Origin of the sequence: Gordonia westfalica (genome assembly GCF_900105725.1) — a bacterium.
Classification (GTDB): domain Bacteria; phylum Actinomycetota; class Actinomycetes; order Mycobacteriales; family Mycobacteriaceae; genus Gordonia; species Gordonia westfalica.
This window is the reverse complement of sequence record NZ_FNLM01000034.1, coordinates 803,876-828,629: the sequence shown is the minus strand read 5'-3', so window position 1 is coordinate 828,629 and position 24,754 is coordinate 803,876. Positions and strand designations below refer to the sequence as shown.

Below are 24,754 nucleotides of genomic sequence, written 5' to 3'. Positions count from 1 at the left end.
CAGGTGACCGTCAACGGCCTCACCTTCGACGTCCGGATCGGGGGACCGGACCGGGGCCCGTGGGTCCTGCTGCTTCACGGATTCCCGGTGAACGGTTCCTGCTACGACGCGGTGCTCCCTCGGCTCCACGAGTCGGGCCTGCGCACCCTGGTCCTCGACCAGCGCGGCTACAGCCCGGGCGCACGGCCCGAGGCCGTCGAGGACTATCACCTCAGCCACCTGGTGTCCGACGTCATCGCGGTGCTCGACGAACTGAAGGTCGGCTACGCGATTCTCGTCGGGCACGACTGGGGCGGGATCGTGGCGTGGCACCTCGCCGCCAAGTACCCCGACCGTTTCACCGGCCTCGTGGTTGCGAGCACCGGTCATCCGTCGGCGATGCGGGACGCGCTCGCGGCGAGCGATCAGCGCGAACGATCGTCCTACATCCTGGATTTCGTCGCCGACGGCGCCGAGGACACGCTCCTCGCCGACGACGGCGCGAAGCTGCGGGCCGCCGGGGTCACCGCCGACGAACTGGTCCCGCTGCGCGAACCGGGCGCGCTGAACGCTGCCCTGAACTGGTACCGGGCCAACTTCGTCGGCGACATCAAGGGCACCATGGCGTGCCCGCCCGTCGAGATCCCGACCACCCTGGTGTGGAGCGACGCCGATGCGGCGCTCGGTCGCGAGCAGGCCGAGGGCAGCGGTCGATACGCCTACTCCGACTTCCGGTTCTGCGTACTGGAGGGCGTCGACCACTGGATCCCGCAGAACGCTCCCGCGGCCCTCGCCAGCGAGATCGCCCTGCGGTCGACAGTCTTCTAGCCGGTCCTAGATCTCGAGACCCAGCAGCGCGTTCTCGAGGACCTCGGGCATCGCCGGGTGGATCCAGTACTGGCCCTTGGCGACCTCGAGTGCGGTCTGCCCGAACGACATCGCCTGGATGACCGGCTGGATCACGGTCGGTGCCTGCGGACCGATGATGTGCGTGCCGAGGATCTTGCCGGTGCCGCGTTCGGCGATCACCTTGCAGAAACCGGTCGTGTCCTCCATCGCCCAGCCATAGGCGACGTCGCCGTAGGCCTGGACCTTGACCGTGATGTCGTGGCCGGCGTCGCGGGCCTCGTCCTCGGTCAGCCCCACCGAGGCGATCTGCGGATGGGTGAAGACGGCCGCGGGCACGAAGCGGTGGTCGAACTCGACGAGATCGTCTGCATCCCAACCCTTCAGCAGGTTGGCCTGCACCACGCGCTCCTCGTGGTTGGCGACGTGCTTGAGCTGGTACGGCGAACTGACGTCACCGAGAGTCCACACCCCGCGCGCGGCGGTGCGACCGTGGGCGTCGCAACGCACCCGCCCCTCCTCGTCGAGTTCGATGCCGACCGACGACAGATTGAGGCGGTCGCCGTTGGGTTTCCGGCCGGTGGCGACGAGCAGGACGTCGGCCTCGAGATCCGATCCGTCGGCCAGATGCAGGCGCACTCCACCGTCGGGCAGGTCCTCCGCGCCGGAGATCCCGGTATCGAGGTGCACATCCCACTTGTCCCGGGCCACCTGCGTGAACCGGTTGGAGATGTCGGCATCCTGCTTGCGCAGCAGGGCCGGGCCCCGGGCGATGATCGAGACCCGGGAACCGAGCGCGCCGAAGACATGAGCGAATTCGGCTGCGATGTAACCACTTCCGACGATGACGAGCCGCTCGGGCAGTTCCGGGAGGCGCATCACGTCGTTGTTGGTGTAGTACTTGACCCCGGATTCGGCGATCGCCGGGGGGATCACCGCACGTGAACCCGCGGCCAGCACCACCTCACGGGCGAGAACCGTTGCGCCGTCGGCGGTGACGAGGAGATACAGCCCGTCCTCGTCGCGGCCGTCGAACTCCACATGCGAGCTGTAGACGGTGATGTTCTCGCAACGGTCAACGCGATATTCCTTGCCGCCCTCGGAGATCGGGTCGATCCGCCCGAACACGCGCTCGACGATGCCGGGCCAGTCCACCGAGTCGACCTTGGCGTGCACCCCGAGCCGCGCACCCTGCTCGGCGATCTCGGCGACCTCGGCGGCGTAGACGAACATCTTGGTGGGGATGCAGCCGACGTTGAGGCAGGTGCCGCCGTACACGCCCTCCTCGAAGATGGCGATCGTCGTGTCGGCGAACCGCTCGTCGGGGATGGAGTTGCCGCTGCCGGAGCCGATGATGGCCAGGTCGACGACCTGCGTGGCGCTCATAGGGTGCTCTCTTTTCTGGTGGGGTCCGAATTGTGGGTGCCGGGACGGATGGTCTGGGTCAGCCATGCGTCGACCTCGCGGTAGGCCTGTTCCCGGGCGTGCGCCACGGAGAGGAATACGTCGTGGCGGGCGTCGGGGATGGGGACGGCCGTCAGTCGTCCGCCGAGACATCCGCTCCACCGCGCGATCTGCCGGACGTCGAGGACGACGTCGGCGCGGTCGGTGGACGCCGAATAGCTCTTCGCGAAATGTGTCTTGTCCGAACGCAATACGAGAGCCGGTGTGCCGACGTCGATGCCGCGGTGCAGACGTCGCTGTCCGTTGCGGACCGCGTTCAGGAAGCCGAAGGTCACCGGGAACCCACCCATCGGTTTGAGTTCGAGGTCATAGCTCCACTCGCCGTGGGCACTTTCGTGGAGGCTCTCGCCGTAGGCGGCCGACAGCTCCTGTGGGATCACCCGAGTGGGGGCCACCGCGGCGACCGCCTTGATCAGCATCGTCACCGGCAGGGTCCGCAGCACGGCATCGCCCTGCAGATCCAGCCACGGAGAGTTGAGCAGCAGCCCGTCGACGAGCGCGTGGCGCGCCGGATCCCGCCGGCGCAACCGGTCCAGCCACAGCGCGGTGATCAGGCCACCCGTCGAATGACCCGCGACGATGATCCTGGTTTCCGCACCCACCTCCTCGGCGATGATCTCGAGCGCCAGGCCGAGCTCCTCGTCGTACTGCGCGAGGTCGGTGGTGAAGTGAGGCGTGTGGTGCGGTTCCCGCGAGCGCCCGCATTTACGCAGGTCGATCGCATAGAAGGCGTAGTCGCGGTCGGTGAAGAAGTCGGCCAGCGGCTCGTGGAAGAAGTAGTCGGTGAAGCCGTGGACGTAGAGCACCGCGCCGGCGACCGGGCGGGGATCGTCGATCCGTGCGGCCGCCTCGGCGCGACGGATCAGGGTCGCGGTGACCGGTGATTCCCCGTCGGGATCGTCGCCGAGCGGGATCGTGCGGAGTTGGTAGTGGTCCAGGAAGCGGTCGGGTTGCCAGCCGGTGCCTGCGGATACGCTCACAGCAGCCAGCTTAGTGACCCGGCCGCGGGGCTCTCGCCTTCTCGCCGGGGGTACCGCCGCAGTGTCGCGGATACCACAGTTGAGCAGGTCGATTCTCTGACCGAACGTGCCATGCTGGACAATGGCCGATGAAGAGATCGTCGATCAGCTTGAAGTGGAGTCCAGGTGTCGAAAACGGTGATCAAGACCGACGTGGCGTTGGTGGGTGCGGGCATCATGAGTGCCACCCTGGGAGCGCTCCTCCGTCAGCTGCAGCCCGATTGGTCGATCAGTCTGTTCGAACGGCTCGACGCGGCGGCCGGCGAGAGCAGTGACCCGTGGAACAACGCGGGCACGGGCCACTCGGCGCTGTGTGAGCTCAACTACACGCCCAAGACGGCCGACGGCGATGTCGACATCACCAAGGCGCTCAACATCAACGAGCAGTTCCAGGTGTCGCGCCAGTTCTGGGCCCACGCGGTCGACAACGGCATCCTCGGCGACCCGTCGGAGTTCATCAACCCGATCCCGCACGTCGCCTTCACCCATGGTGACGAGGGCGTGAAGTACCTGCGCAAGCGCTACGACAACCTGGCCGGCCAGACGCTGTTCGAGGGGATGGAGTTCATCGACGATCCCGCCGAGTTCACCAAGCGTCTCCCGCTGATGTCGGACGGTCGCGACTTCGCCGACCCGGTCGCGCTGAACTGGTTCGACCAGGGCACCGACGTCGACTTCGGTGCGCTCACCCAGCAGCTGCTCAACTACGTCGCGCAGGGTGCCGACATCTACTTCGGTCACTCGGTGACCAACCTCTCCAAGCAGTCCGACGGCAGCTGGATCGTCAAGGTCCGCAACGGCCGCACCGGCGACGTCCTGAAGGTCCACGCGAAGTTCGTCTTCGTTGGCGCGGGTGGCGGGGCACTGCACCTGCTGCAGAAGTCGGGCATCAAAGAGGCCAAGGGCTTCGGCGGCTTCCCGGTGTCGGGCGAGTTCTTCCGCTGCACCAACCCCGACCTCATCGGCGAACACCAGGCCAAGGTCTACGGCCAGGCCGCCGTCGGCGCGCCGCCGATGTCGGTGCCGCACCTCGACACCCGCGTGATCAACCACAAGCCGGGTCTGCTGTTCGGCCCGTACGCCGGCTGGTCGCCGAAGTTCCTCAAGTCGGGCAAGATCACCGACCTGCCCGCATCGATCAAACCCGGCAACCTCCTGCCCATGGTGTCGATCGCGCCGCAGGAGTTCGGCCTGCTCAAGTACCTCATCGGCGAGCTCGCCGCGAACAAGGCCGATCGCGTCAACACGCTGTCGGAGTTCGTGCCCCGTGCGCGCGGAGCGGACTGGGAGCTCATCACCGCCGGCCAGCGCGTGCAGGTCATCCGCAAGACGGGTGTCGGCGGCAAGCTCGAGTTCGGTACCGCCGTCGTGACCTCCGCGGACGGCACCATGTCCGGCCTGCTCGGCGCATCCCCGGGTGCCTCGACCGCGGTCCCGGCGATGCTGTCCGTGCTCGAGAAGTGCTTCCCGTCGGAGTACGCAGGCTGGTCGTCGAAGCTGACCGAGATCATCCCGTCGTTCGGCAAGAAGCTGAACGGCGACCGCGACCTCTACCGCCAGGTGTGGGACTGGACCAACAAGTCGCTGCGTCTGACCGGCCGCGACGCGAGCACTGTCGAGGCCGACGCGCTCGCCCCAGCCACCGCGGGGTGATGTGGGGCGGCCATCTGTGCTAACCACGACACATGAGCGCTGAACCGCAGGAACACCGGCGACCGCGGGTCCATCGCAGTACGGCAGCCGAGATCGACGCGGCGACGCTGTACCGCATCCTCCGGCTCCGGGTCGACGTCTTCGTCGTGGAGCAGGCCTGTCCGTACCCGGAACTCGACGGCCGTGACCTCGAGCCGACGACCCGTCAGTTCTGGATCACGGAGAGCGACGACCCGGAGGACGACGCGGTCCTGGCGACCCTGCGGCTCCTCCACGAGCCGCCGGGACCCGACGGTGGGCCGGTGTACCGGATCGGCCGCGCCTGCACGGACCGCACCCATCGTGGCCGCGGTCTGGTCGCCCGACTCCTGACGGAAGCGCTGGACGAGGTCGGAGACCATCCCTGCCGGATCGAAGCGCAGGCCTACCTCACCGAGATGTACGGCAAGTTCGGTTTCGTCGCCGAGGGCGACGAATACCTCGAGGACGGGATCCCACACGTGTCGATGCTCCGCGCCGGCTCACGATGAGCGACGAACCGATCCGCTACCCGTTCAGCGCGGTGGTGGGCCAGGAGCAACTCAAGCTCGCGCTCATCCTGTCGGCGATCTCGCCCGGAATCGGCGGCGTGCTGATCCGCGGCGAGAAGGGGAGCGCCAAGTCGACGATCGTGCGCGGGCTGGGCCCGCTGATCGGCGGCGACGACCGCTCGGGTCGCGTCGTCGAACTCCCGATCGGCGCGACCGAGGACCGCGTGGTCGGTTCGCTGGACCTCACCTCGGTGCTGCGAGACGGCCGCGCGGAGTTCACCCCGGGGCTCCTCGCCCGGGCCCACCGCGGCGTCCTCTACATCGACGAGGTCAACCTGCTCGCCGACCATCTCGTCGACGTCCTGCTCGACGCTGCCGCCAGCGGACGCGTCACCATCGAACGCGACGGCGTATCCCACACGCAGGCAGCCGATTTCGTGCTCGTCGGCACCATGAACCCGGAGGAGGGCGAGCTACGCCCGCAGTTGCTCGATCGCTTCGGGCTCGCGGTGGACGTCGCCGCGGGCAAGGACCTCGACGAACGCGTCGAGGTCATCCGGCGGCGGATGGCGTTCGATGCCGACCCGGCCGGGTTCGCAGCTGCACACCTCGAGGCCGAACACGAACTCGCTCAGCGCATCCGTGCGGCGCGCGACGACGTGGGAGGGGTCGAACTCCCGACACGTGAACTGCGCCGGATCGCCGGCATCTGCGCGCACCTCGAGGTCGACGGACTCCGCGGCGACATCGTCGTGGCGCGTACCGCGGCCGCGCACGCGGCGTGGCGAGGGGCCGTGACGGTGGCCGAGGAGGACGTGCGGGCCGCCGTCGAACTCGCCCTGCCGCACCGCCGGCGCCGCAACCCGTTCGACGAATCGGGACTGTCCTCCGATCAGCTCGACGATGCGATGTCGGCCGGCCGGGACGCCGCCGGTCCGGACTCGCCCGGGTCACCCGACGACGACCCGACCCCGCCCGAGGGCGGCCCGGACGGTGGAGCGCCCGACCCCGCCGATCCGTCGGACGTGTCCGGTCCCTCGGAAACCCCTGATGCGCAATCGGATTCGGAGTCCACGTCTCAGTCCCGGTCCCAGCCCGCGCCCGGTCCTGCCTTCGGTGCCGCCCCGATGCCGACGGGGCGGCGCGTCCGCGCGCTCCGCGTGACCGGTGTGGGCGAGGGTGACCCCGGACGCCGGTCGAAGGCGCGAAGCCGGCGCGGACACACCACCCACGCCGTCGACTTCGAGGCCGGCCGCCCGGTGCACCTTTTCGCGACCGTGCTGACCGCGGCGGGCCGCGCAGATCACACCGCGGCGGGCCGTGCTCAGCCGTCACCGCTCCGGATCGCCGCGCCGGACCTGCGCGGTGCCGAACGCATCGGGCAGGAATCGAATCTCGTCGTCTTCGTGGTGGATCTGAGCGGATCGATGACCGCACGACGCCGGCTCGCCGCGGTGGCGGAGCTGTGTGTGGAGATGCTGCGGGATTCCTACACCCGTCGCGACCGGGTCGCCGTCGTCGTCGCCCGCGGCGGCTCCGCGACGCTGGCCGTGCCGCCCACCAAGTCGGTGGACATCGCGGTGCGCCGCCTCGCCGAGATCCGCACCGGTGGCCGCACGCCGCTGGCCGAGGGGCTGTCGCTGGCCGGCGACGTCGTCGAACGTTGCCGTCGCACCGAACCGAACCGCAGGCCGCTCCTGGTCGTCCTCACCGACGGTCGGGCGACCGCCGGCCGGGACGCCCCGGCGCGGGCGCGGACCGCGGCATCGGCGATCCGGCGCCGGCGGATCGAGTCGGTGGTCGTCGACTGCGAGCAGGGGGTGGTCCGGCTGGGCCTCGCCGCCGATCTCGCCGGACACCTCGGCGCCGAGTTGCTGACGATGGACGAGCTGTCCGCGATCGCGTTGACCCGCGGCGCGGCCTGAGTTCGGCGAAGAAGGAGACATCCAGTGCCCCAAGGGGTTCCCGCCTCGGTTCCCGACGACGGCTTGACCACGCGTCAGCGTCGCAACTCACCGGTGCTCGCCGTTCACACCGGTGACGGCAAAGGGAAGTCGACGGCTGCCTTCGGGATGGCGATGCGCGCCTGGAACGCCGGGATGCGGGTCGCCGTCTTCCAGTTCGTGAAGAGCGCCAAGTGGAAGGTCGGGGAGGAGTCGGCGTTGCTGGCCCTCGGACAGTGCCACGCCGACACCGGCGTGGGTGGTCCGGTGGAGTGGCACAAGATGGGCCAGGGGTGGTCGTGGTTGCGGGCCAACTCCGAGCACGCCGACGATCACGCCGAAGCGGCACGAGCCGGCTGGACCGAGATCGCCCGCCGGCTCGACGGCGGTGAACACGACTTCTACGTCCTCGACGAGTTCACCTATCCGCTCGACTGGGGCTGGATCGACACCGACGAGGTCGTCGAGACGCTCGCCCGACGCCCCGGACGCCAGCACGTGATCATCACCGGTCGCCGGGCGCCGCAGAAACTCATCGACGCATCGGACCTCGTCACCGAGATGCGCAAGATCGCTCATCCGATGGATGCCGGCCGCAAGGGCCAGAAGGGTATCGAGTGGTGACCATGCCGGGTACGACTCCGGCGGTCGTGATCGCCGCACCCTCCTCGGGCAGCGGCAAGACGACGGTGACGACCGGACTCATCGGCGCCTTGCGCGCGGCCGGTCACCGGGTGGCGCCGTTCAAGGTCGGTCCCGACTACATCGACCCCGGTTATCACGCCGTCGCCGCCGGGCGTGCGGGCCACAACCTGGACCCGAACTTGGTCGGCGAGGACCTGATCGCACCGCTGTTCGCCCACGGCTCGGCCGGAGCCGACATCGCCGTCGTCGAAGGGGTGATGGGTCTGTTCGACGGCCGGATCACCGGCGATGACCTCGGCGCCGCCGGCACCGACGCGCTCGGCGTCGGCTCGACCGCGCACGTCGCGTCGATCATCGGTGCACCCGTTGTGCTGGTCGTCGATGCCGGCGGACACAGCCAGTCGCTGGCGGCGGTGCTGCACGGATTCCTGTCCTACGACTCCTCGGTGCACATCGCCGGCGTCATCCTCAACCGCGTCGGCTCGCCGCGGCACGAGATGGTGCTGCGCCAGGCGTGCGCCCGAGTCGGCGTCCCGGTCGTCGGCGTGCTGCGGCGCGACCCGTCGCTGACCGTGCCGTCCCGGCACCTCGGACTCATCCCCGCGGCCGAACGCAGCGCCGACGCGGTCGCCGCCGTGGCCTCGATGACCGATCACTTGCGCCACGCCCTCGACCTCCCGGCGATCGTGGCGGCAGCCCGGCAGCGTCGGATTCCGGACGCCGCACCCTGGTCGGCGGCCGACGCGCTCGCGCCCTATGCACCCGTGGAGAGGACCCCGGTACCGATCACGCGCCCCGTCGTCGCGGTCGCCGGGGGAGCGGCCTTCACCTTCGGCTACACCGAACACGCCGAGATGCTGCGTGCCGCCGGCGCCGAGGTCGTCGCCTTCGACCCGCTGTCGGACCGCCTTCCCCGAACACCGCGGGTGTGGTCATCGGCGGCGGCTTCCCCGAGGAACACGCCGAGGAACTCGGTGCCAACCACGAGCTGCGTGCCGACCTGCGCGCGCACGTGGCCGCGGGCCGGCCCATCCATGCCGAATGCGCGGGCCTGGTCTACCTCGCCGACCATCTCGACGGCCACCCGATGAGCGGTGTCCTCGACATCACCGGCAGCTTCGGGCCGAGGCTGACGCTCGGCTACCGCGACGCCGTGGCCGTCGGCGATTCGGTGCTGTTCCGCGCCGGGGAACGAGTCACCGGGCACGAGTTCCATCGCAGTACCGTGCAGACAGCCGGCGCGTCGCCGGCCTGGGCCTGGCGCGACGCCGAGGGTCGGCCGGCCACCGACGGCGTCATCACCGCGGCGGTCCACGCGTCGTACCTGCACCTACATCCGGTTGCGATCCCGGAGGCGCTGTACCGCTTCGTCTCCCGAGTAGGCTCCACCACGTGCACGACGCCGACAAACTGCTAGACGCAGGTTCCCCCATGACGGCGCGCAGACTGCGTGAGACCCTCGACGCGCTGGCCACCCACGGCGCCGACGACCCCGACCTGCTGCGCCAGCTGCTCGAAGCCGTACTCGTCGTCGGGCAGGGCGTGGAACTCGACCGCGCGCTGCAACGCATCGTCGAAGTGGCCGCCGGTCTGGTCGACGCCCAGTACGGTGCGCTGGGCGTGCGCGGTCCCGACGGGGGCCTGAGCGAGTTCGTGCACATCGGGATCACCGAGGTGCAGCGGGCGACGATGGGACACCTGCCGGTGGGGCGGGGCGTGCTGGGCCTGCTGATCGACGACCCGCGACTGCACCGCATCCACGACCTCGGCGCACATCCGACGTCGGTCGGGTTCCCGCCGAACCACCCGCCCATGCACACCTTCCTCGGTGCGCCGATCCTGGTGCGCGGCGAGGTGTTCGGCAGCATCTACCTCACCGAGAAACGCTCGGCGGACGACTTCTCCGAGGTCGACGAGACGGTCGTCGCCGTGCTCGCGGTGGCGGCGGGCATCGCCATCGACAACGCCGGACTCTTCGAGCGTGCGCGTACCCGGCATCGCTGGATGCAGGTGCTGGCCCGACGCGGTTCGGAACCGCTGGCCGGTATCGCCTTGTCGGACACCATGTCCCGGATGTGTGCCGATGTCGCCGACCTGGTCGGCGCGGTCGATGTGTACCTGCTCACCGAACTCGACGGTGAGGTGGAATTGCGCGGCCACACCGGTGACCGGGTCGAGATCGACACCTTCACCGCACCGCCGGCGAACGCGCTGACCGTCCTCCGCTCGGGCTCGATCGCGCCGTCGCTGGTGCGCCGCGGCGCCCGGTGGACGTCGGTGCAACCGCTGCAGCGGGCGTCGGGGGCCTTCGGCTGGATGCTCATCACGCACCGGAATCGTCCGTACTGGGACGAGGAGGAGATCGCCGGGCTGGCCGGTGTCGCCGAGATCGCGTCCCTCGCGGTCGTCTACGCCGAACAGCAGCAGATCGCCCGCGACCTGGAGGTGCTCGAGGACCGCCACCGCATCGCCCGCGACCTGCACGACCATGTCATCCAGCGGCTCTTCGCCGTCGGCATGTCGGTGCAGACCCTGCTCGCCGGATCGACCGATCCGGCCGCGGCCACCGCGCGTCTCGAGCAGATCATGACCGATCTCGACCGCACGATCGCGCAGATCCGGACCTCGATCTTCGATCTGCAGACGGTGACGGCCAATGCCGACGGTTCGACGCTGCGTCGTCGCGTCCTCGACATCGTCTCCGAGCTGTCCGGGCACGCGTCGATCTCGCCGAGCGTCCAGTTCGACGGTCCCGTCGACACCGTGGTGCCGGACACGCTGGGGCCGCACATCGATGCGGTGCTGCGTGAAGGGCTCAGCAACGCGCTGCGGCATGCGCAGGCCGACCACATCGAGGTGTCGGTGCGTGCCGACGACGTGCTGACGGTCGAGATCACCGACGACGGCGTCGGGATCGGCACCGACGTCACCTACCGCGGTCTGGAGAACCTGACCCGGCGCGCCGAAGACTGCGACGGCACGTTCAGCGTGATGACCCGCCCGCGCGGCAACCGGGACGAGGGCGGGACGACGCTCACCTGGTCGGTACCACTGATCGGCTGACGCCGGGGCCGCTGATTCGGCTAGACGGTATGGGTGGGGACACGTCCGATCGAGAGATTTGTTGGATGGATCGTAAGGGTAGGCGACGTTCGTGCATACAAATCCGTCGTCAAAGTCTGTCCTCGTGATAGCCGATCCAGGTGCAACGGAGACGATCGGTGAACGTCTGTCTGAAGCCTTGGCGGCGGGCAGGGAGAGTGCTGACGGGTGGGAGGTGTCCACCCGAAGGCAGGCGTACCCGATCGAGGAGCACACCGACTTTGTCGACGTGGTGGGCACGCTCGATCCCGATAATGTGAGCGAAGACATCGTCCTCTACCTCACCGATTTGCCCCGCCGCTCAGGGACGATCCCGCTTATTGCCGAGATAGCTCTTTCGAAGCGCCTTGCGGTGATCTCGATTCCGGGGATGGGGGCTACCTACGTCGAACGGCGGACACGGCGCTTGGTGCGATGATCGCCTGGCTGATCGTCGATCACGAATTGTGGGAACGGCCGGCGTCGCCGGATGAGCGGGAGCACGCTGTGCTCTACAACATGTCCACCGTCGTCACGCTGACGATCGGGGTCATGGTCTTCTATGTGGTCGTGTTTGTCCCATTGCTTTTGACGGCATGGTGGACGATACCTCCGGACGTGTTCGCCGACCAGATCGGCCACCCGGCGGGGTTTTCGTCGTTGGTGATCATGGCGTGGTTGGTGGCATCTGTTGCCACGTTGGGCGGCGCGCTGGGTTCGGGCATGGAGACGACGATGCAGTGCGGGCAGCTACCTACGGTGCCCGCCAACGTCAGCGGTTCGAGCGGGACGACACCGACGGTCGGCGGTCAGGCAAGAGTACGAGCGGTTGATGGCAGATGACCTCGAGCGCGTGCCGGCGGATTTCCGCGAGCGCTCGGGTCAGCGTCCGGCGAAGTACTCGTGGATCTGGCGTACCGCCATGGCTCCCTCGCCGACTGCCGATGCGACCCGTTTCACCGAGCTGCGGCGGACGTCGCCCGCCGCGAACAATCCGGGGCGGCTGGTCTCGAGCGTCCTGGATGGCTCGGCGCTGGTAGACCGGTGACCGTCTCTGTGGATGTGGACCGCGTCCTTGCCCGTGAGGACGAAGCCGTGGTCGTCGAGTGCGATCGCATCAGCCAGCCACGCGGTCTGCGGCGTCGCCCCGATGAAGACGAACAGTGCGCGCGCCTGGATCGTGTCTTGGGCGCCTGTGCGATTGTCTTCGACGCCGAGCCCGTCCAGGTATTTGGTGCCGTGGACCGCCCGCACCTCGGTGTTTCGGTGCACGGTGACGCGCGGGTGCTGTTCGATCTGGTCGACCAGATATCGGGACATGCTCTTCCCGAGATCGTCCCCGCGGATGAGCAGGTGGACGTGGGAGACCTGCTCGGCGAGAAACACAGTGGCTTGGCCGGCGGAGTTCCCGCCACCCACGATTCCCACCGGGTCGGTCGCGCACATCTGTGCTTCTTGGTGGGTCGCGGCGTAGTACACGCTGGTCCCCTCCAGTGCCTCGATCCCCGGAACCGTCAGCTTGCGGTACCGCGCCCCGGTGGCCAGCACGACGGCTCGTCCCCGAACAGCGCCGCCGTCCGCGAGTCGAAGCACATGATTCCCGCCCTCGGATTCGAAACCGGTCACCTCCGCCGACACCAGGACGCGGGCACCGAACTTGCCGGCCTGGATCACCGCCCGCTCAGCCAGTTCTGAGCCGGACACCCCTGCCGGGAAGCCCAAGTAGTTCTCGATCCGAGAGGAGGTACTGGCCTGCCCGCCTGCGGCCATCGACTCCAGTGTCACCGTGTTCAATCCGTCTGAGGCGCCGTATACCGACGCGGCCAGCCCGGCCGGTCCGGCACCCACGACGACGAGGTCGAACACGTCCTGGGACTCGTCCGGGACCGCAAGCCCGACGATTCGGGCGAGTTCCGCGTTCGTCGGATTGCGCAGCACCCTCTCGCCATGCCAGATCACGACGGGAGTGTCCTCGGGCGCGACGTGCAAGCTCCGCAGCAACTGCTCGGCCCGCTGGTCCTGCTCCAGATCGATCCACCTGTGCGGTAATCGATTTCGCATTGCGAACTCGCGAAGCCGCAACGTGTCCGGTGAATAGCAGGAGCCGATGATCCGGAAACCGGCTCCGAGGCCGATGAGTAGGTGCCGGCGAACAAGGTAGGCCCGCAGGATGAGATCGCTGAGCACTTGGTCGTGGGCCACAAGTTCGCGCACGCGTGCGGCCGGGACGACGAGCACCTCGCCGTCCTCGATGGCCTCGGCGGTGAAGAACGCCATCTGGCCTTCGAGTAGTCCGAGTTCGCCCAGGAATCGGCCGGGTCCATGCACGCGCAATACGCGGCGTCCGCCGTCACTGTCGCCTTCGTCGATGACTGCGACCCTTCCGGAGATGATGACGAAGAATTCGCGGCTGGGCGTGCCTTCTGTGATCAGAACCTCGCCGGTGTGCACCGATCGGCGGGTGCCACCGACCTCGAGCGTTGCGACTTGTTCGTCTGTCAAGCGTGGGAATGCTCCTGCATCGTCCGGTGTCTCGTCGTCGACCGCCAGAGTCCCACGGGCGGGTGTGGCGTCCTCAGACGAAGTTCTGGTCGACATAACACCAGCGCCAATCTTCACCGGGTTCCAGCGACTGGACGATCGGATGGCCGATGACGCGAGCGTGTGCGCTTGCGTGCTTGCCGGGCGAGGAGTCGCAACAACCGACGTGTCCGCACGTCAGGCAAAGGCGCAGATGCACCCACGGGGTGCCGAGGCGAAGACATTCCTCGCAACCCTGCGGGGTCCGGGGCATGACGGCCCGGATGGCGGTCACGTGTGGGTCCGCCTGATGAACAAAGGTCATGATTCAGCGTTCTTGTCTGCATCTTCCGGGAGTGTCTCATCCAGCCACGTGCGCAGCTGGCGAACCGGGGCTGCGCCAGCTTGACGTGCAAGGACTTCACCCCGGTTCATTACCAGCAGTGTTGGTACGGCGCGGACGGTGAACCGTTCGGCCATCTGGGGAGCAGCATCGACGTCGACCTTGACCAGCTTGATCTGACCCGCACGTTCTGTGGCGAGCTGCTCGAGCGCCGGGCTGACCATGCGGCACGGCGCGCACCACGTCGCCCAGAGATCGACGAGTACAGGCACCGAGGACTTCTCGGCAACCTCCGGAAAGTCACCGTCCCCGGCCGCGGCGATCCAGGGAAGCGATTGGTGGCAGTTCCCGCAGCGGGGTTTTCCTTCCCCGGCCGCCGGCACATTGTTGACTTTGCCGCAGTTCGGGCACTTCACCTTTTCGGGTCCCATGACCTCACCTCCGATCAGGCCGACGCGACAGCGGGTTCCGCATACGCGACGGCGAGCTCGTCGCCGTCCACCGTGACACTGATGGTGCCCCCCGGTGCGATTTCGCCCCGCAACAGCGCACGGCCGATCTTGGTCTCGACCTCGTGGGCGATGTACCGTCGCAGCGGCCGCGCACCGTAGACCGGGTCGAAACCGTGTTCGGCGATGAGCCGGCGTGCTTCCGGCGTGATATTCAGGTGTATCTGCCGCTCCGACAGCCTGTTCCGAAGGTCGGTGAGTTGCAGCTCCACGATGTGCTCGATCTGGGGCAGGGTGAGCGGGGTGAACAACACGATGTCGTCGACCCGGTTGAGGAATTCGGGACGGAAGTGCCCGCGCAGTTCCGCCAGCACCCGTTCCCGGGCGTCCGGTTTGATCTCGCCGTCGGTTGTGACTCCGTCGAGGAGATGCTGGGATCCGATGTTGGAGGTCATGATGATCACGGTGTTCCGGAAATCGACGTGCCGCCCTTGCGAATCGGTGATCCGGCCGTCATCGAGTACCTGCAGCAGGGTATTGAAGACGTCGGCGTGGGCCTTCTCGATCTCGTCGAAGAGCACCACGGAGTACGGCTTGCGGCGTACCGCCTCGGTGAGCTGGCCGCCCTCGTCGTAGCCGACGTACCCGGGGGGCGCACCGATGAGCCTGCTCACCGTGTGCCGCTCCTGGTATTCGCTCATGTCCAGGCGCACCATGTTGTCTTCGCTGTCGAAGAGGGCACTGGCCAGCGTCTTTGCGAGCTCGGTCTTTCCCACGCCCGTCGGGCCCAGGAAGATGAACGAACCGATCGGCCGGCGCGGATCACGGATACCGGACCTCGCCCGGATCACCGCGTCTGCGACCAGTTGCACCGCCTCGTCCTGACCGACGACCCTCTCGTGCAGAATCTCGTCGAGCTTCAACAGCTTCTCCCGTTCACCTTCCTGCAGCCGGGCGACCGGGATACCCGTCCATGCGGCCACGATCTCTGCGATCTCGTCGTCGGTGACCACCTCGCGCAGCAATGGATTGCGGCCCTGCCTGGTGGCCAGTTGCTCCTCCGCCGCCTCGAGTCTGCGTTCGAGTTCGGTGATCTCGCCGTATCGCAACTCGGCGGCCCGATTGAGGTCGTAGTTGCGCTCCGCCTCCTCGGCCTCGTGGCGCAATCGTTCCAGCTCCCCCCGCAGCTCCTGAACCCGCCGGATCGCCTGCCGCTCCGCCTCCCACTGAGCGTGCCGGGCGTCGGCCTCGGCCCGTAGATCGGCCAGCTCCTTACGCAGTTCTTCGAGGCGCGTCTTGCTGGCCGCGTCCGTTTCCTTGGACAGCGCGGCCTCTTCGATCTCCAGCCGGGTCACCTTCCGGGTGAGCTCGTCGAGTTCGGCGGGCATCGAATCGATTTCGGTGCGTAGCCGGGCACACGCCTCGTCCACCAGATCGATCGCCTTGTCCGGAAGGAAGCGGTCGGTGATGTACCGGTGCGAGAGGGTCACGGCGGCCACCAGTGCGCCGTCCTGAATCTTCACGCCGTGAAACACCTCGAGGCGTTCTCGAAGTCCGCGCAGAATCGAGATCGCATCCTCGGCGCTGGGCTCGTCGACGAGAACGGTCTGGAAGCGACGCTCCAGTGCCGCATCGGATTCGATGTGCTTGCGATACTCGTCGAGAGTGGTGGCACCGATCATGTGCAGTTCGCCGCGGGCGAGCATCGGCTTGAGCATGTTGCCCGCGTCGAGAGATCCCTCGCCGCCGACTGATCCCGCACCGACCACTGTGTGTAACTCGTCGACGAACAACAGGATGTGCCCCTCGGCCGACTTCACCTCGGACAGCACCGCCTGCAGTCGCTCCTCGAACTCGCCGCGGTACTTCGCGCCCGCCACCAGGGAACCCATGTCGAGCGAGAAGATCGTCTTGTCGCGCAGGCCCTCGGGCACGTCGCCGCGGACGATCCGCTGGGCGAGGCCCTCGACGATCGCGGTCTTACCGACGCCGGGGTCGCCGATCAGCACCGGATTGTTCTTCGTCTTCCGGCTGAGGATCTGCGTCACCCTGCGGATCTCGGAATCCCGGCCGATGACCGGATCGAGTTTGCCTGCGCGCCCCTCGGAGACGAGGTCGCGTCCGTACTTCTCCAGAGCCTCGTACGCCCCCTCCGGGGTCGCCGAGGTGACGCGTTGATTGCCGCGCACTTTCGTCAGCGCCGTGAGGAAGGCCTCTCGTGTGACCCCATGACTGGCGAGGACCCGCCCTGCCGCACTGGCCGATCCCTCCTCGGAGAGGGCCATCACGAGATGCTCCACCGATACGTAGGAATCCTTGAGTCGCTTCGCCTCCCGCTCCGCGGCGTCGAGCAGCTTGGCCAACCGCTGGGTGATCATCACCTGACCGGGCGTCGCGCCGGGGCCGCTGACTTTCGGCCTGCGCGACAGTTCACGTTCCAGGTCGGATCGCAGGGCATCGACGTTCGCGCCGGCCTGCTCGAGCAGTCGGGGGACCAACCCTTCCGGCTGATCGACCAACGCGAGCAACAGGTGCTCTCCGTCGACCTCGGTGTGACCCATTCTGGTCGCTACGTTCTGGGCTTCCTGCAGGGCTTCTCGTGACTTTTCAGTCAGGCTGCCGGTGTCCATCGGGGTGTCCTCCTTCTGCGGGAAGCTGCTTCGAGTTTCTCGATTCGATCCAGCAGATCGAGCACGAGCCCGATTGCCGAGTAGTTCAGGCCCAGACCGGTCCGCAGCCGTTGGATGCGGGCGGCGTGGGCCACTTCGGACGGTTCGAACGACATCTCGCCGTCGGCGGCGCGGTGGGCGTCGAGCAGGCCGAGAGCCACAAGCTTTCGTGCCAGGTCAGGGTGCAACCCGGTACGTTTGGCGAAGGCATCTGGCGACAATGCGGCACGGCGAACCAATACGTACTGGGTGACCGGGGTCGGGGTGCTCATGTCTCTTTCCTCGGATCGAAGTTCGATTCGGTGGCCAACTGCTGGAACAGCTCGCGCTCGCGTGCTGTCGGTTTCGGCGGCACCATGACCTTGATTTCGGCGTAGAGGTTGCCGTTGGCGCCCCGCGGATTTGGCATTCCCTCTCCGCGTAGGCGCAGCTTCCGTCCCGTCGACGAGCCCGGCACCACTTTGACTTTCGCCTCGCCACCCGGGGTGGGAACGACGACGGTCGATCCGAGTACCGCCTCCCATGGCGATACGGGCAGGTCGACGTAAATGTCCCGGCCCTGTACCCGGAACCGCGAATGCGGCTTGATCCGCACCACGAGGTACAGATCCCCGGGCGGCGCGTCACCGTTGCTCCGGCCGCCTTGCCCGGCCAGCCGGATTCGCTGGCCGTCCAGGACACCGGCCGGAATGTCGACGTCGTACTGCCGTCCGTCCAGTCTGAGAGTGCGTTTGCCGCCCCGATACGCCTCTTCCAGGGTCAGTTCCAGTTCCGCTTCCTGATCGGCGCCAGGAATCGGCCCGTACCCTCCACCGCCGCCGAACATCTGCCCGAAGAGGTCCTCGAAGTCGACGCCGCCCTCGCCACCGACACCGTGCCTGAAGTGCACCCGTCTGCCCCCGCCACCGCCGTACCGGCCGGCGCTTGCGCGGACCCGTTCGTCGTAATCGTCAGGGACATGCCGGAAGTCGGCGCCGAACCGGTCGTAGCGTTTCCGGGTGTCCGGGTCGGACAACACCTGGTAGGCCTCGTTGGCTTCTTTGAACAAGTCCTCTGCGGTGGGGTCCTTGTTCACGTCGGGGTGGTACTTGCGGGCCAGCTTCCGGTAAGCCTGCTGGATCTCCTCGGTGCCGGCGTCCCGCGGGACCCCGAGCGCTTCGTAGTAATCCCGTGCCATCGATGCTCACCCCTCGGGGCGGCTGACGACCACCGCGGCTGGACGCAACTGCTGCGCGCCCTCCCCGTAGCCCGGGCGGACGACCTCGATCACGGTCCCCGAGGGAAGGTCCGGTTGGGCCACAACGCTGACCACCTCGTGGAGCTCCGGGGAGAACGGCACCCCGACCTCGTCGTGGCGCTCGAAGCCGTAGCGTGCCAACACCTGCACTGCCTGGTCACGAGTCGCCTTCACCCCGTCGATGACAGTCTGCGGGTCGCTACCCGCATGCGCTAGAGCAAGCTCCAGGTTGTCCAGTACCGGTAGCCATGCCGCGGAGACCTGTGCTACTTCGGCGGCGCGTTCCCGGTCCAGATCCTTGGCATAGCGCTTGCGCAGGTTGTCCAGATCCGCCAAGGCCCTGCGCCAGCGGTCCTCGAGTTGAGCCAACTCGGCACCTGTGTCGGTGTGATCTCGCGCCGCTGTCCCGGACTGGTCGGTGTCAGCACCGTCGCGAGCCGGCTCGGTCGTTGAATGATCCCCAGAGCCGTCCATCGTGGGCTTCAGCTCCGATCGAATTCGGCGTCGATCACGTCGTCATCTGACGACGTGCCCGTTGCGTCGCCGACCTGGTGCCCGTCGCTGTCACCGGTTGGCGCCGGTGCAAGCCCGTAGAGCAATTGTTGTAGCTCCGAGGTCAATGGCTCTACCTCCGCAGGGGACGCACCATCTTGCACCGCTTTCCGGGCATCGGTGATCAGCATCTCGGCGCGTGCCCTGTCATGCGGTGGGGCGCTGTCGCCGAGTTCGGCGAGTCGCCGTTCCACTTGGTAGGCAACCGAATCGAGCGCGTTTCGGGCGTCGACCGCCTTGCGCAGCGCCTCGTCCTCGCCGCGGTTCCGTTCGGCCTCGGCGAGCATCCGTTCGACCTCGCTCTGGTCGAGGTTGCCCTGCTCGCTGATCGTGATGCTCTGTTCTTTTCCGGTGTCCTTGTCGCGGGCGGTGACGTTCAGGATGCCGTTGGCGTCGATGTCGAAGGTGACCTCCACCTGGGCTTCACCGCGCGGAGCAGGGCGGATGTCTTCGAGGCGGAACCGGCCGAGGACCCGGTTGTCGGCGGCCCGCTCGCGTTCGCCCTGCAACACCACCACGTCCACGGCGGACTGGTTGTCTTCCGCTGTGGAGAACACTTCGCTGCGCCGGGCCGGGATCGTCGTGTTGCGCTCGATGATTTTTGTCATCACGCCGCCCTGGGTCTCGACGCCGAGGGACAGCGGTGTGACATCCAGCAGCAGCACATCGGAGACCTCGCCCTTGAGCACGCCCGCCTGGACTGCGGCACCTAGTGCCACGACCTCGTCCGGGTTCACGCCCATGTGGGGGTCCTTGCCGCCGGTGAGCCGGCGAACCAGCGCCTGCACCGCCGGAATACGTGTCGAACCCCCGACCAGGATTACCTCGTCGATCTCGTTGGCGGTGACCTTGGCGTCACTCATCGCCTGCTTCACCGGATCGAGGCAGCGTTCTACCAGATCCGCCGTGAGATCCTCGAACTTCGATCTCATGATCGTGGTGGTGAGGTGCTTGGGTCCGTTTGCGTCGGCGGTGACGAAGGGTAGGTTGACCTGCGCCTGTGTCACCGATGACAACTCGACCTTGGCCTTCTCCGCGGCCTCGAACAGTCGTTGCAATGCCTGCGCATCCTCGCGCAGATCGATGTTCTCGGCACGCTGGAATTCGTCGGCGAGGAAGTCCACCAGGCGCCGATCGAAGTCGTCTCCGCCGAGGTGCGAGTCCCCGGCCGTGGACCGAACCTCGACCACGCCCTCACCGACGTCGAGCAGACTCACATCGAAGGTGCCGCCGCCGAGGTCGAAGACCAGTACGGTTTCATGGACCTGCTTGTCCATGCCGTACGCCAGTGCCGCGGCGGTCGGTTCGTTGATGATTCGCAGAACTTCGAGGCCGGCGATGCGGCCGGCATCCTTGGTGGCGTTGCGCTGCGCGTCATTGAAATAGGCCGGAACGGTGATGACCGCTTCCTTCACCTTCTCTCCGAGGAACTTGCTCGCGTCGTCGACGAGCTTGCGCAGCACGAGCGCGCTGATCTCCTCCGGCGCATACTTCTTGCCCCGCACGTCGATTCGGGCCTCACCGTTGTCGCCCGGCACGACGTCGAAGCTGACCGCTCGCGCTTCCTCGGAGATCTCATCGTAGTGACGCCCGATGAAGCGTTTCGCCGAGTAGATCGTGCCCTTCGGATTCAAGATCGCCTGCCGTCGTGCAAGCTGACCTACCAGGCGCTCGCCACTCTCAGTGAAGGCGACCACCGACGGAGTCGTCCGCGCTCCCTCGACGTTGGAGATCACCACCGGTTCACCGCCTTGCCAGCTTGCGATCACCGAATTCGTGGTACCCAGGTCAATTCCCACAGCTGTTGGCATGACTCAATTCCCTTCCATCGGACCAGCCGCCGCGAACTCGGGAGTGATCCCTGGAATGACTGGACCGCGGTGACATCGGGTCGGTCGCGCTGCCGAACTCCGGTGGAACGACAGTCGGCGTACTATTCGACGCCAGCGAGGCTATGGCGACGACGTAACGGTTGACTCTACCTCCTGTGGAGACGGGATTACTAGGGAGTCGCTGAAGTTCCTTGCCATTCCATATCGTGGGCGCACGGATGATTCCACAGTGCGGGTCCGCCGACGGCTTTGTGGTCGGGCCCCGCTGGCCGACCGTTGCCTTCCCAGGGCAGTGAGTAGTGACGATCGGCGCGTCTTTCTCGATTCAGTTGCGCAGGCTCGGCTGGTTGATGTCGAGCAGCGCGGCCCCTCCTCGCTGGGGTACGCGCCCGGGCCGCAGGGGTCCGCTGGCGGTGGCTAGTTGTCATGACCCGAGAGGTTGTTGACGGCGTGCCCGCTCGAGATGGGGAGGACCTCCTGACGGAGTGGATGTGTCTACACGGCCCGGGGACTGCGGCGCAGGTTCATTACTCGCCGCCTGACAACAACGTGTCAGGTCACTACAGCTAGTCCTTGGTGTCGCGCAGCTTGGTCGCCATCACCGCGACCTGCGTGCGGCGCTGCATGTCCAGCTTGCCGAGGATGCGGGACACGTAGTTCTTGATCGTCTTCTCCGCCAGGAACATCCGCTCGGCGATCTGCCGGTTGGTCAGCCCTTCGCCGATGAGGTTGAACACCTCGCGTTCCTGATGGGTGAGCTCGGCGAGCGGGTCCTTCTCGGACTCTTTGCCGCTGCGCAGCTTCGCGAGCAGGGCGGCCGTCGACCGATCGTCGAGCAGGGAACCGCCCTGACCCACGGTGCGGACCGCGGCGACCAGGTTGTGGCCGAGGATCTGCTTGAGCACGAAGCCCGACGCGCCGGCGAGGACCGCGGCGAGCAGGGCGTCGTCGTCGGCATAGCTGGTCAGCATCAGGCACTTCACGTCCGGTTCGGCGGCGCGGACGTCGCGGCAGAGTTCGACTCCGTTGCCGTCGGGCAGCCGGACGTCGAGCACCGCCACGTCGGGCTTGGTCGCGAGGATGCCGACGAGCGCCTCACCGACGGATGCGGCTTCGCCGACGACCTCGATGTCGCCTGCGGTGCCGAGGAGGTCGCGGAGTCCGCGTCGGACGAGTTCGTGGTCGTCGACGAGGTAGGCGCGGACCGGGGCGGGGGTCGAATCGTCAGCCATGGTCTGAACGTACCGGACCTTCTCAGCTGCGAGAACTCACAACGGCCCGCTGTGTCGGCGGCGACAGTGTTCCGGCTCGATTCGCGACGTCCGCCCCCATGGATGCGGGACTTTCTCCCCACGAGCAACACCCGCCCCGGCGAGCAGAGTGGTGGTCGACGGATTCTCGATCCGCCTGTCCAACCCGACCTTCGGACCAGGAGCGCACGTGACCACCCTCATCGGACCCCCCGAACTGAGCGACACCGGGATGACCGGATCGGACCTCCTCCGCGAACTGCTGCCGGTCTGCGAGACCGAGGTGGAGCGGCACATGCGGATGACGAAGGACTGGCATCCCCACGACTACGTGCCGTGGGACGAGGGGCGCAACTTCGCGATGCTGGGCGGCGTCGACTGGGACCCGGCGCAGTCGCAGCTGTCCGAGACCGCCAAGGCGGCGATGATCACCAACCTGCTGACCGAGGACAACCTGCCGTCGTATCACCGGGTCATCGCCGACAACTTCAGCCTCGACGACGCGTGGGGATGGTGGGTCGGCCGGTGGACGGCCGAGGAGAACCGGCATTCGGTGGTCATGCGGGACTACCTCGTGGTGACCCGCGGCGTCGACCCGGTGGAGCTCGAAGAGGTCCGGATGGCCCACATGACAGCGGGCTTCAATCCGCTGCCCGAGGACGACGGCCAGCGGGACCACAGCTTCGACATGCTCTACGCGGTCGCCTATGTCAGCTTCCAGGAACTCGCCACCCGCGTCTCGCACCGCAACACCGGCAAGGCGTGCGGTGACCCGATCGCCGATCGCATGCTGCAGCGCGTGGCGGCCGACGAGAACCTGCACATGCTCTTCTACCGCAACATCGTCGCCGGGGCTCTCGACCTGGTGCCGGACCAGGCGATGGCCGCGATCTACGCGATCGTGTCGAACTTCCAGATGCCCGGCGCCACCATGCCGAACTTCCGGCGCAACGCGGTGCTGATCGCGAAGGGTGGCATCTACGACCTGCCCCAGCACATGTCCGAGGTGGTCATGCCGGTGCTGCGCAAGTGGCGCATCTTCGAACGCGAGGACTTCGGCCCGCTCGGCGAGCACTACCGCGAGCTGCTCGCCGACTTCCTCGAGCAGATGAACGTCAAGGTCGAGAAGTTCGAGGCCTCGCGTGAGCGCGCGCTGCAGCGCGAACGGGCACGGGGTCGGGCATGACGCTTGCGCAACCGATGACGTCTGAAGTGATCGACCCCGAATCTCTGGGCACCGAATCCTGTGGCTGCGACACGGGTTTCGCGACCGCCATCTCGATGGCCGAGGCGGCCGCGGACCGTAACCCGGCGTGGTGGAACGAGATCCGCACCAACGCCGACGACGCGCTCGACGCGGCGTACTGCAGTTCCGAGCTGCTCGGCGCGCTGCTGCAGTCGGCCGCGCACCGGCTCGGCGTCCCGGCCGCCGACATCTGGGCCCACATCCGGCGGACCGGAGAGCTGCCGCTCTAGATCACACCGCACGGGCGGCGGAGAGCATGTCGACGCCCGGTAGTGTCACCTCCCATGTCTGGTCACTACCTCGCCGGCCTCGATCTCGCGGGCCGCAGGGTCGTCGTCGTCGGCGGCGGATCCGTCACGCAGCGGCGTCTTCCCAACCTCGTCGCCGCCGGGGCCGATGTGCATGTCATCGCCGTCGACCCCACTCCGGCCGTCGAATCGTTCCAGGGCATCACCGTGACCCGTCGCGCGTATGCCGACGGTGACCTCGAGGGCGCCTGGTACGCCATGGCGTGCACCGACGTCCCCGAGGTCAACGCCGCGGTGGTCGCCGAGGCCGAACGCCGCCACACCTTCTGCGTCCGCGCCGACGACGCCCGGTACGGAACCGCCGTCACCCCGGCGTCCGGCCGGCACCGCGACGTGCACTTCGGTGTGCTCGCCGGCGGTGACCACAAACTGTCGGCCGCCCTGCGCGCCGCGATCAGCCGCGCCCTGGCCGACGGTTCGCTGTCGGTCGACGACGCCGAACCCCACGCCCCGGGCGTCGCGCTGGTCGGCGGCGGCCCCGGCGACCCCGACCTCATCACCGTGCGCGGCCAGCGGCTCCTCGCCGAGGCCGACGTCGTCGTCGCCGACCGCCTGGCACCGCCGGAGTTGCTCGCCGAGCTGGGCCCGCAGGTCGAGATCATCGACGCCGCCAAGGTGCCCTACGGCCGCGCGATGAAGCAGGAGGCCATCAACGACGTCCTCGTCGCCAAGGCCAAGGAGGGCAAGTTCGTCGTCCGGCTCAAGGGCGGCGACCCCTATGTCTACGGCCGCGGGTTCGAGGAGTTGCAGGCGTGTGTGGCCGCCGGAGTGCCGGTGACCGTGGTACCCGGTATCAGCAGCTCGATCTCCGCACCCGCGTCGGCCGGCATCCCGGTGACCCACCGCGGCGTCACCCACGAGGTGGTCATCGCCTCCGGTCACGTCCCGCCCGGACACCCCGACTCCCTGATCGACTGGTCGGCGATGGGCAAACTGCGCGGCACGCTGGTGCTGATGATGGCTGTCGAACGTGTCGACGTCTTCGCCGACGCACTGCTCGAGGCGGGTCGCCCCGCCGACACGCCGGTCGCGATGATCGAGAACGGTTCACTGCCGACCCAGCGTCTGCTGCGCACCGACCTGGCACATGCCGCCGAGGTCGCGTCCGCCGAGGGACTCCGTCCGCCGGCCATCATCGTCATCGGGCAGGTGGCCGCTTTCACCGAAGGCGCCTGAGCGAGCGGCACC

22 protein-coding genes and 1 pseudogene are annotated in these 24,754 nt (G+C 67.7%); 12 read left to right on the top strand and 11 right to left on the bottom strand.

The features are described from left to right. Nucleotides 1-3 precede the first annotated feature (3 nt). Nucleotides 4-807 (top strand): alpha/beta fold hydrolase, encoded by an 804-nt coding sequence (locus BLU62_RS09140; RefSeq protein ID WP_084811902.1) that lies wholly within the window; start codon nucleotides 4-6, stop codon nucleotides 805-807. Between the two features lie 6 nt (nucleotides 808-813). Here the strand turns inward: BLU62_RS09140 and mtr are convergent, their stop codons facing one another. Both mtr and BLU62_RS09130 read right to left on the bottom strand, forming a co-directional pair. Beyond that, nucleotides 814-2,211, bottom strand: coding sequence for a mycothione reductase (gene mtr / locus BLU62_RS09135; RefSeq protein ID WP_074849215.1), 1,398 nt, complete (start codon nucleotides 2,209-2,211; stop codon nucleotides 814-816). Further along, the gene (locus BLU62_RS09130; RefSeq protein ID WP_074849214.1) at nucleotides 2,208-3,269 is read right to left on the bottom strand and encodes an alpha/beta hydrolase; all 1,062 of its coding nucleotides are present in this window, start codon (nucleotides 3,267-3,269) and stop codon (nucleotides 2,208-2,210) included. The genes mtr and BLU62_RS09130 overlap by 4 nt, the downstream gene beginning before the upstream one ends. Nucleotides 3,270-3,434: 165 nt before the next feature. On the opposite strand from BLU62_RS09130, the gene mqo reads away from it, so the two are divergent. The 8 genes and pseudogenes from mqo (at nucleotide 3,435) to BLU62_RS34905 (ending at nucleotide 12,003) form a co-directional block, all read left to right on the top strand. Next, on the top strand, nucleotides 3,435-4,961 hold the full coding sequence (gene mqo / locus BLU62_RS09125) for a malate dehydrogenase (quinone) (protein ID WP_074849213.1): 1,527 nt from the start codon (nucleotides 3,435-3,437) through the stop codon (nucleotides 4,959-4,961). Nucleotides 4,962-4,993: 32 nt separating this feature from the next. After that, nucleotides 4,994-5,491, top strand: coding sequence for a GNAT family N-acetyltransferase (locus BLU62_RS09120; protein ID WP_074849212.1), 498 nt, complete (start codon nucleotides 4,994-4,996; stop codon nucleotides 5,489-5,491). Continuing rightward, on the top strand, nucleotides 5,488-7,416 hold the full coding sequence (locus BLU62_RS09115) for a VWA domain-containing protein (RefSeq protein ID WP_074849211.1): 1,929 nt from the start codon (nucleotides 5,488-5,490) through the stop codon (nucleotides 7,414-7,416). The genes BLU62_RS09120 and BLU62_RS09115 overlap by 4 nt, the downstream gene beginning before the upstream one ends. Nucleotides 7,417-7,440: 24 nt before the next feature. Beyond that, complete coding sequence (gene cobO / locus BLU62_RS09110; protein WP_074849210.1) at nucleotides 7,441-8,058, top strand: cob(I)yrinic acid a,c-diamide adenosyltransferase; 618 nt, start codon at nucleotides 7,441-7,443, stop codon at nucleotides 8,056-8,058. A gap of 2 nt (nucleotides 8,059-8,060) precedes the next feature. Continuing rightward, nucleotides 8,061-9,496 (top strand): annotated as a pseudogene (locus tag BLU62_RS09105) (cobyrinic acid a,c-diamide synthase CobB). Nucleotides 9,497-9,510: 14 nt separating this feature from the next. After that, nucleotides 9,511-11,142 carry a GAF domain-containing sensor histidine kinase gene (locus BLU62_RS09100; RefSeq protein ID WP_074849209.1) on the top strand — a complete coding sequence of 544 codons (1,632 nt, stop codon included), beginning with the start codon at nucleotides 9,511-9,513 and terminating at the stop codon, nucleotides 11,140-11,142. A gap of 124 nt (nucleotides 11,143-11,266) precedes the next feature. Then, nucleotides 11,267-11,599 carry a hypothetical protein gene (locus tag BLU62_RS34910; protein ID WP_425284540.1) on the top strand — a complete coding sequence of 111 codons (333 nt, stop codon included), beginning with the start codon at nucleotides 11,267-11,269 and terminating at the stop codon, nucleotides 11,597-11,599. Then, nucleotides 11,596-12,003 carry a hypothetical protein gene (locus BLU62_RS34905; RefSeq protein WP_425284539.1) on the top strand — a complete coding sequence of 136 codons (408 nt, stop codon included), beginning with the start codon at nucleotides 11,596-11,598 and terminating at the stop codon, nucleotides 12,001-12,003. Before BLU62_RS34910 ends, BLU62_RS34905 begins: the two co-directional genes overlap by 4 nt. A gap of 39 nt (nucleotides 12,004-12,042) precedes the next feature. Here the strand turns inward: BLU62_RS34905 and BLU62_RS09090 are convergent, their stop codons facing one another. From BLU62_RS09090 to BLU62_RS09050, 9 genes are all read right to left on the bottom strand, one after another. Beyond that, a complete protein-coding gene (locus BLU62_RS09090) occupies nucleotides 12,043-13,758 on the bottom strand; it encodes an FAD-dependent oxidoreductase (protein WP_074849208.1) in 1,716 nt (571 codons plus the stop codon). Beyond that, nucleotides 13,736-14,005 carry a UBP-type zinc finger domain-containing protein gene (locus tag BLU62_RS09085; protein WP_074849207.1) on the bottom strand — a complete coding sequence of 90 codons (270 nt, stop codon included), beginning with the start codon at nucleotides 14,003-14,005 and terminating at the stop codon, nucleotides 13,736-13,738. Before BLU62_RS09085 ends, BLU62_RS09090 begins: the two co-directional genes overlap by 23 nt. Then, nucleotides 14,002-14,454 (bottom strand): thioredoxin, encoded by a 453-nt coding sequence (gene trxA, locus BLU62_RS09080; protein WP_074849206.1) that lies wholly within the window; start codon nucleotides 14,452-14,454, stop codon nucleotides 14,002-14,004. Before trxA ends, BLU62_RS09085 begins: the two co-directional genes overlap by 4 nt. Before the next feature lie 14 nt (nucleotides 14,455-14,468). Beyond that, nucleotides 14,469-17,102, bottom strand: coding sequence for an ATP-dependent chaperone ClpB (gene clpB, locus BLU62_RS09075; protein WP_074849205.1), 2,634 nt, complete (start codon nucleotides 17,100-17,102; stop codon nucleotides 14,469-14,471). Then, a complete protein-coding gene (locus tag BLU62_RS09070) occupies nucleotides 17,084-17,413 on the bottom strand; it encodes a chaperone modulator CbpM (RefSeq protein WP_074849204.1) in 330 nt (109 codons plus the stop codon). Before BLU62_RS09070 ends, clpB begins: the two co-directional genes overlap by 19 nt. Further along, entirely contained in the window at nucleotides 17,410-18,318 is a 909-nt protein-coding gene (locus BLU62_RS09065; RefSeq protein ID WP_074849203.1) for a DnaJ C-terminal domain-containing protein, read from the bottom strand. Before BLU62_RS09065 ends, BLU62_RS09070 begins: the two co-directional genes overlap by 4 nt. Before the next feature lie 6 nt (nucleotides 18,319-18,324). Then, complete coding sequence (locus tag BLU62_RS09060) at nucleotides 18,325-18,852, bottom strand: nucleotide exchange factor GrpE (RefSeq protein WP_074849202.1); 528 nt, start codon at nucleotides 18,850-18,852, stop codon at nucleotides 18,325-18,327. An 8-nt stretch (nucleotides 18,853-18,860) separates the two neighbouring features. Then, nucleotides 18,861-20,741, bottom strand: a complete 1,881-nt coding sequence (dnaK, locus tag BLU62_RS09055; RefSeq protein ID WP_074849201.1) for a molecular chaperone DnaK — start codon at nucleotides 20,739-20,741, stop codon at nucleotides 18,861-18,863. A 587-nt stretch (nucleotides 20,742-21,328) separates the two neighbouring features. Further along, nucleotides 21,329-21,994 carry a response regulator gene (locus BLU62_RS09050; RefSeq protein WP_074849200.1) on the bottom strand — a complete coding sequence of 222 codons (666 nt, stop codon included), beginning with the start codon at nucleotides 21,992-21,994 and terminating at the stop codon, nucleotides 21,329-21,331. 208 nt (nucleotides 21,995-22,202) lie between these two features. Between BLU62_RS09050 and BLU62_RS09045 the strand changes: the two genes are divergently transcribed. From BLU62_RS09045 to cobA, 3 genes are read left to right on the top strand one after another with little or no spacing between them, the layout of a single operon-like run. After that, nucleotides 22,203-23,198 carry an acyl-ACP desaturase gene (locus tag BLU62_RS09045; RefSeq protein ID WP_074852783.1) on the top strand — a complete coding sequence of 332 codons (996 nt, stop codon included), beginning with the start codon at nucleotides 22,203-22,205 and terminating at the stop codon, nucleotides 23,196-23,198. Nucleotides 23,199-23,212: 14 nt separating this feature from the next. Further along, the gene (locus tag BLU62_RS09040; protein WP_074849199.1) at nucleotides 23,213-23,488 is read left to right on the top strand and encodes a hypothetical protein; all 276 of its coding nucleotides are present in this window, start codon (nucleotides 23,213-23,215) and stop codon (nucleotides 23,486-23,488) included. 54 nt (nucleotides 23,489-23,542) lie between these two features. Next, complete coding sequence (gene cobA / locus BLU62_RS09035) at nucleotides 23,543-24,742, top strand: uroporphyrinogen-III C-methyltransferase (protein ID WP_074849198.1); 1,200 nt, start codon at nucleotides 23,543-23,545, stop codon at nucleotides 24,740-24,742. The last annotated feature ends 12 nt before the right edge of the window (nucleotides 24,743-24,754 follow it).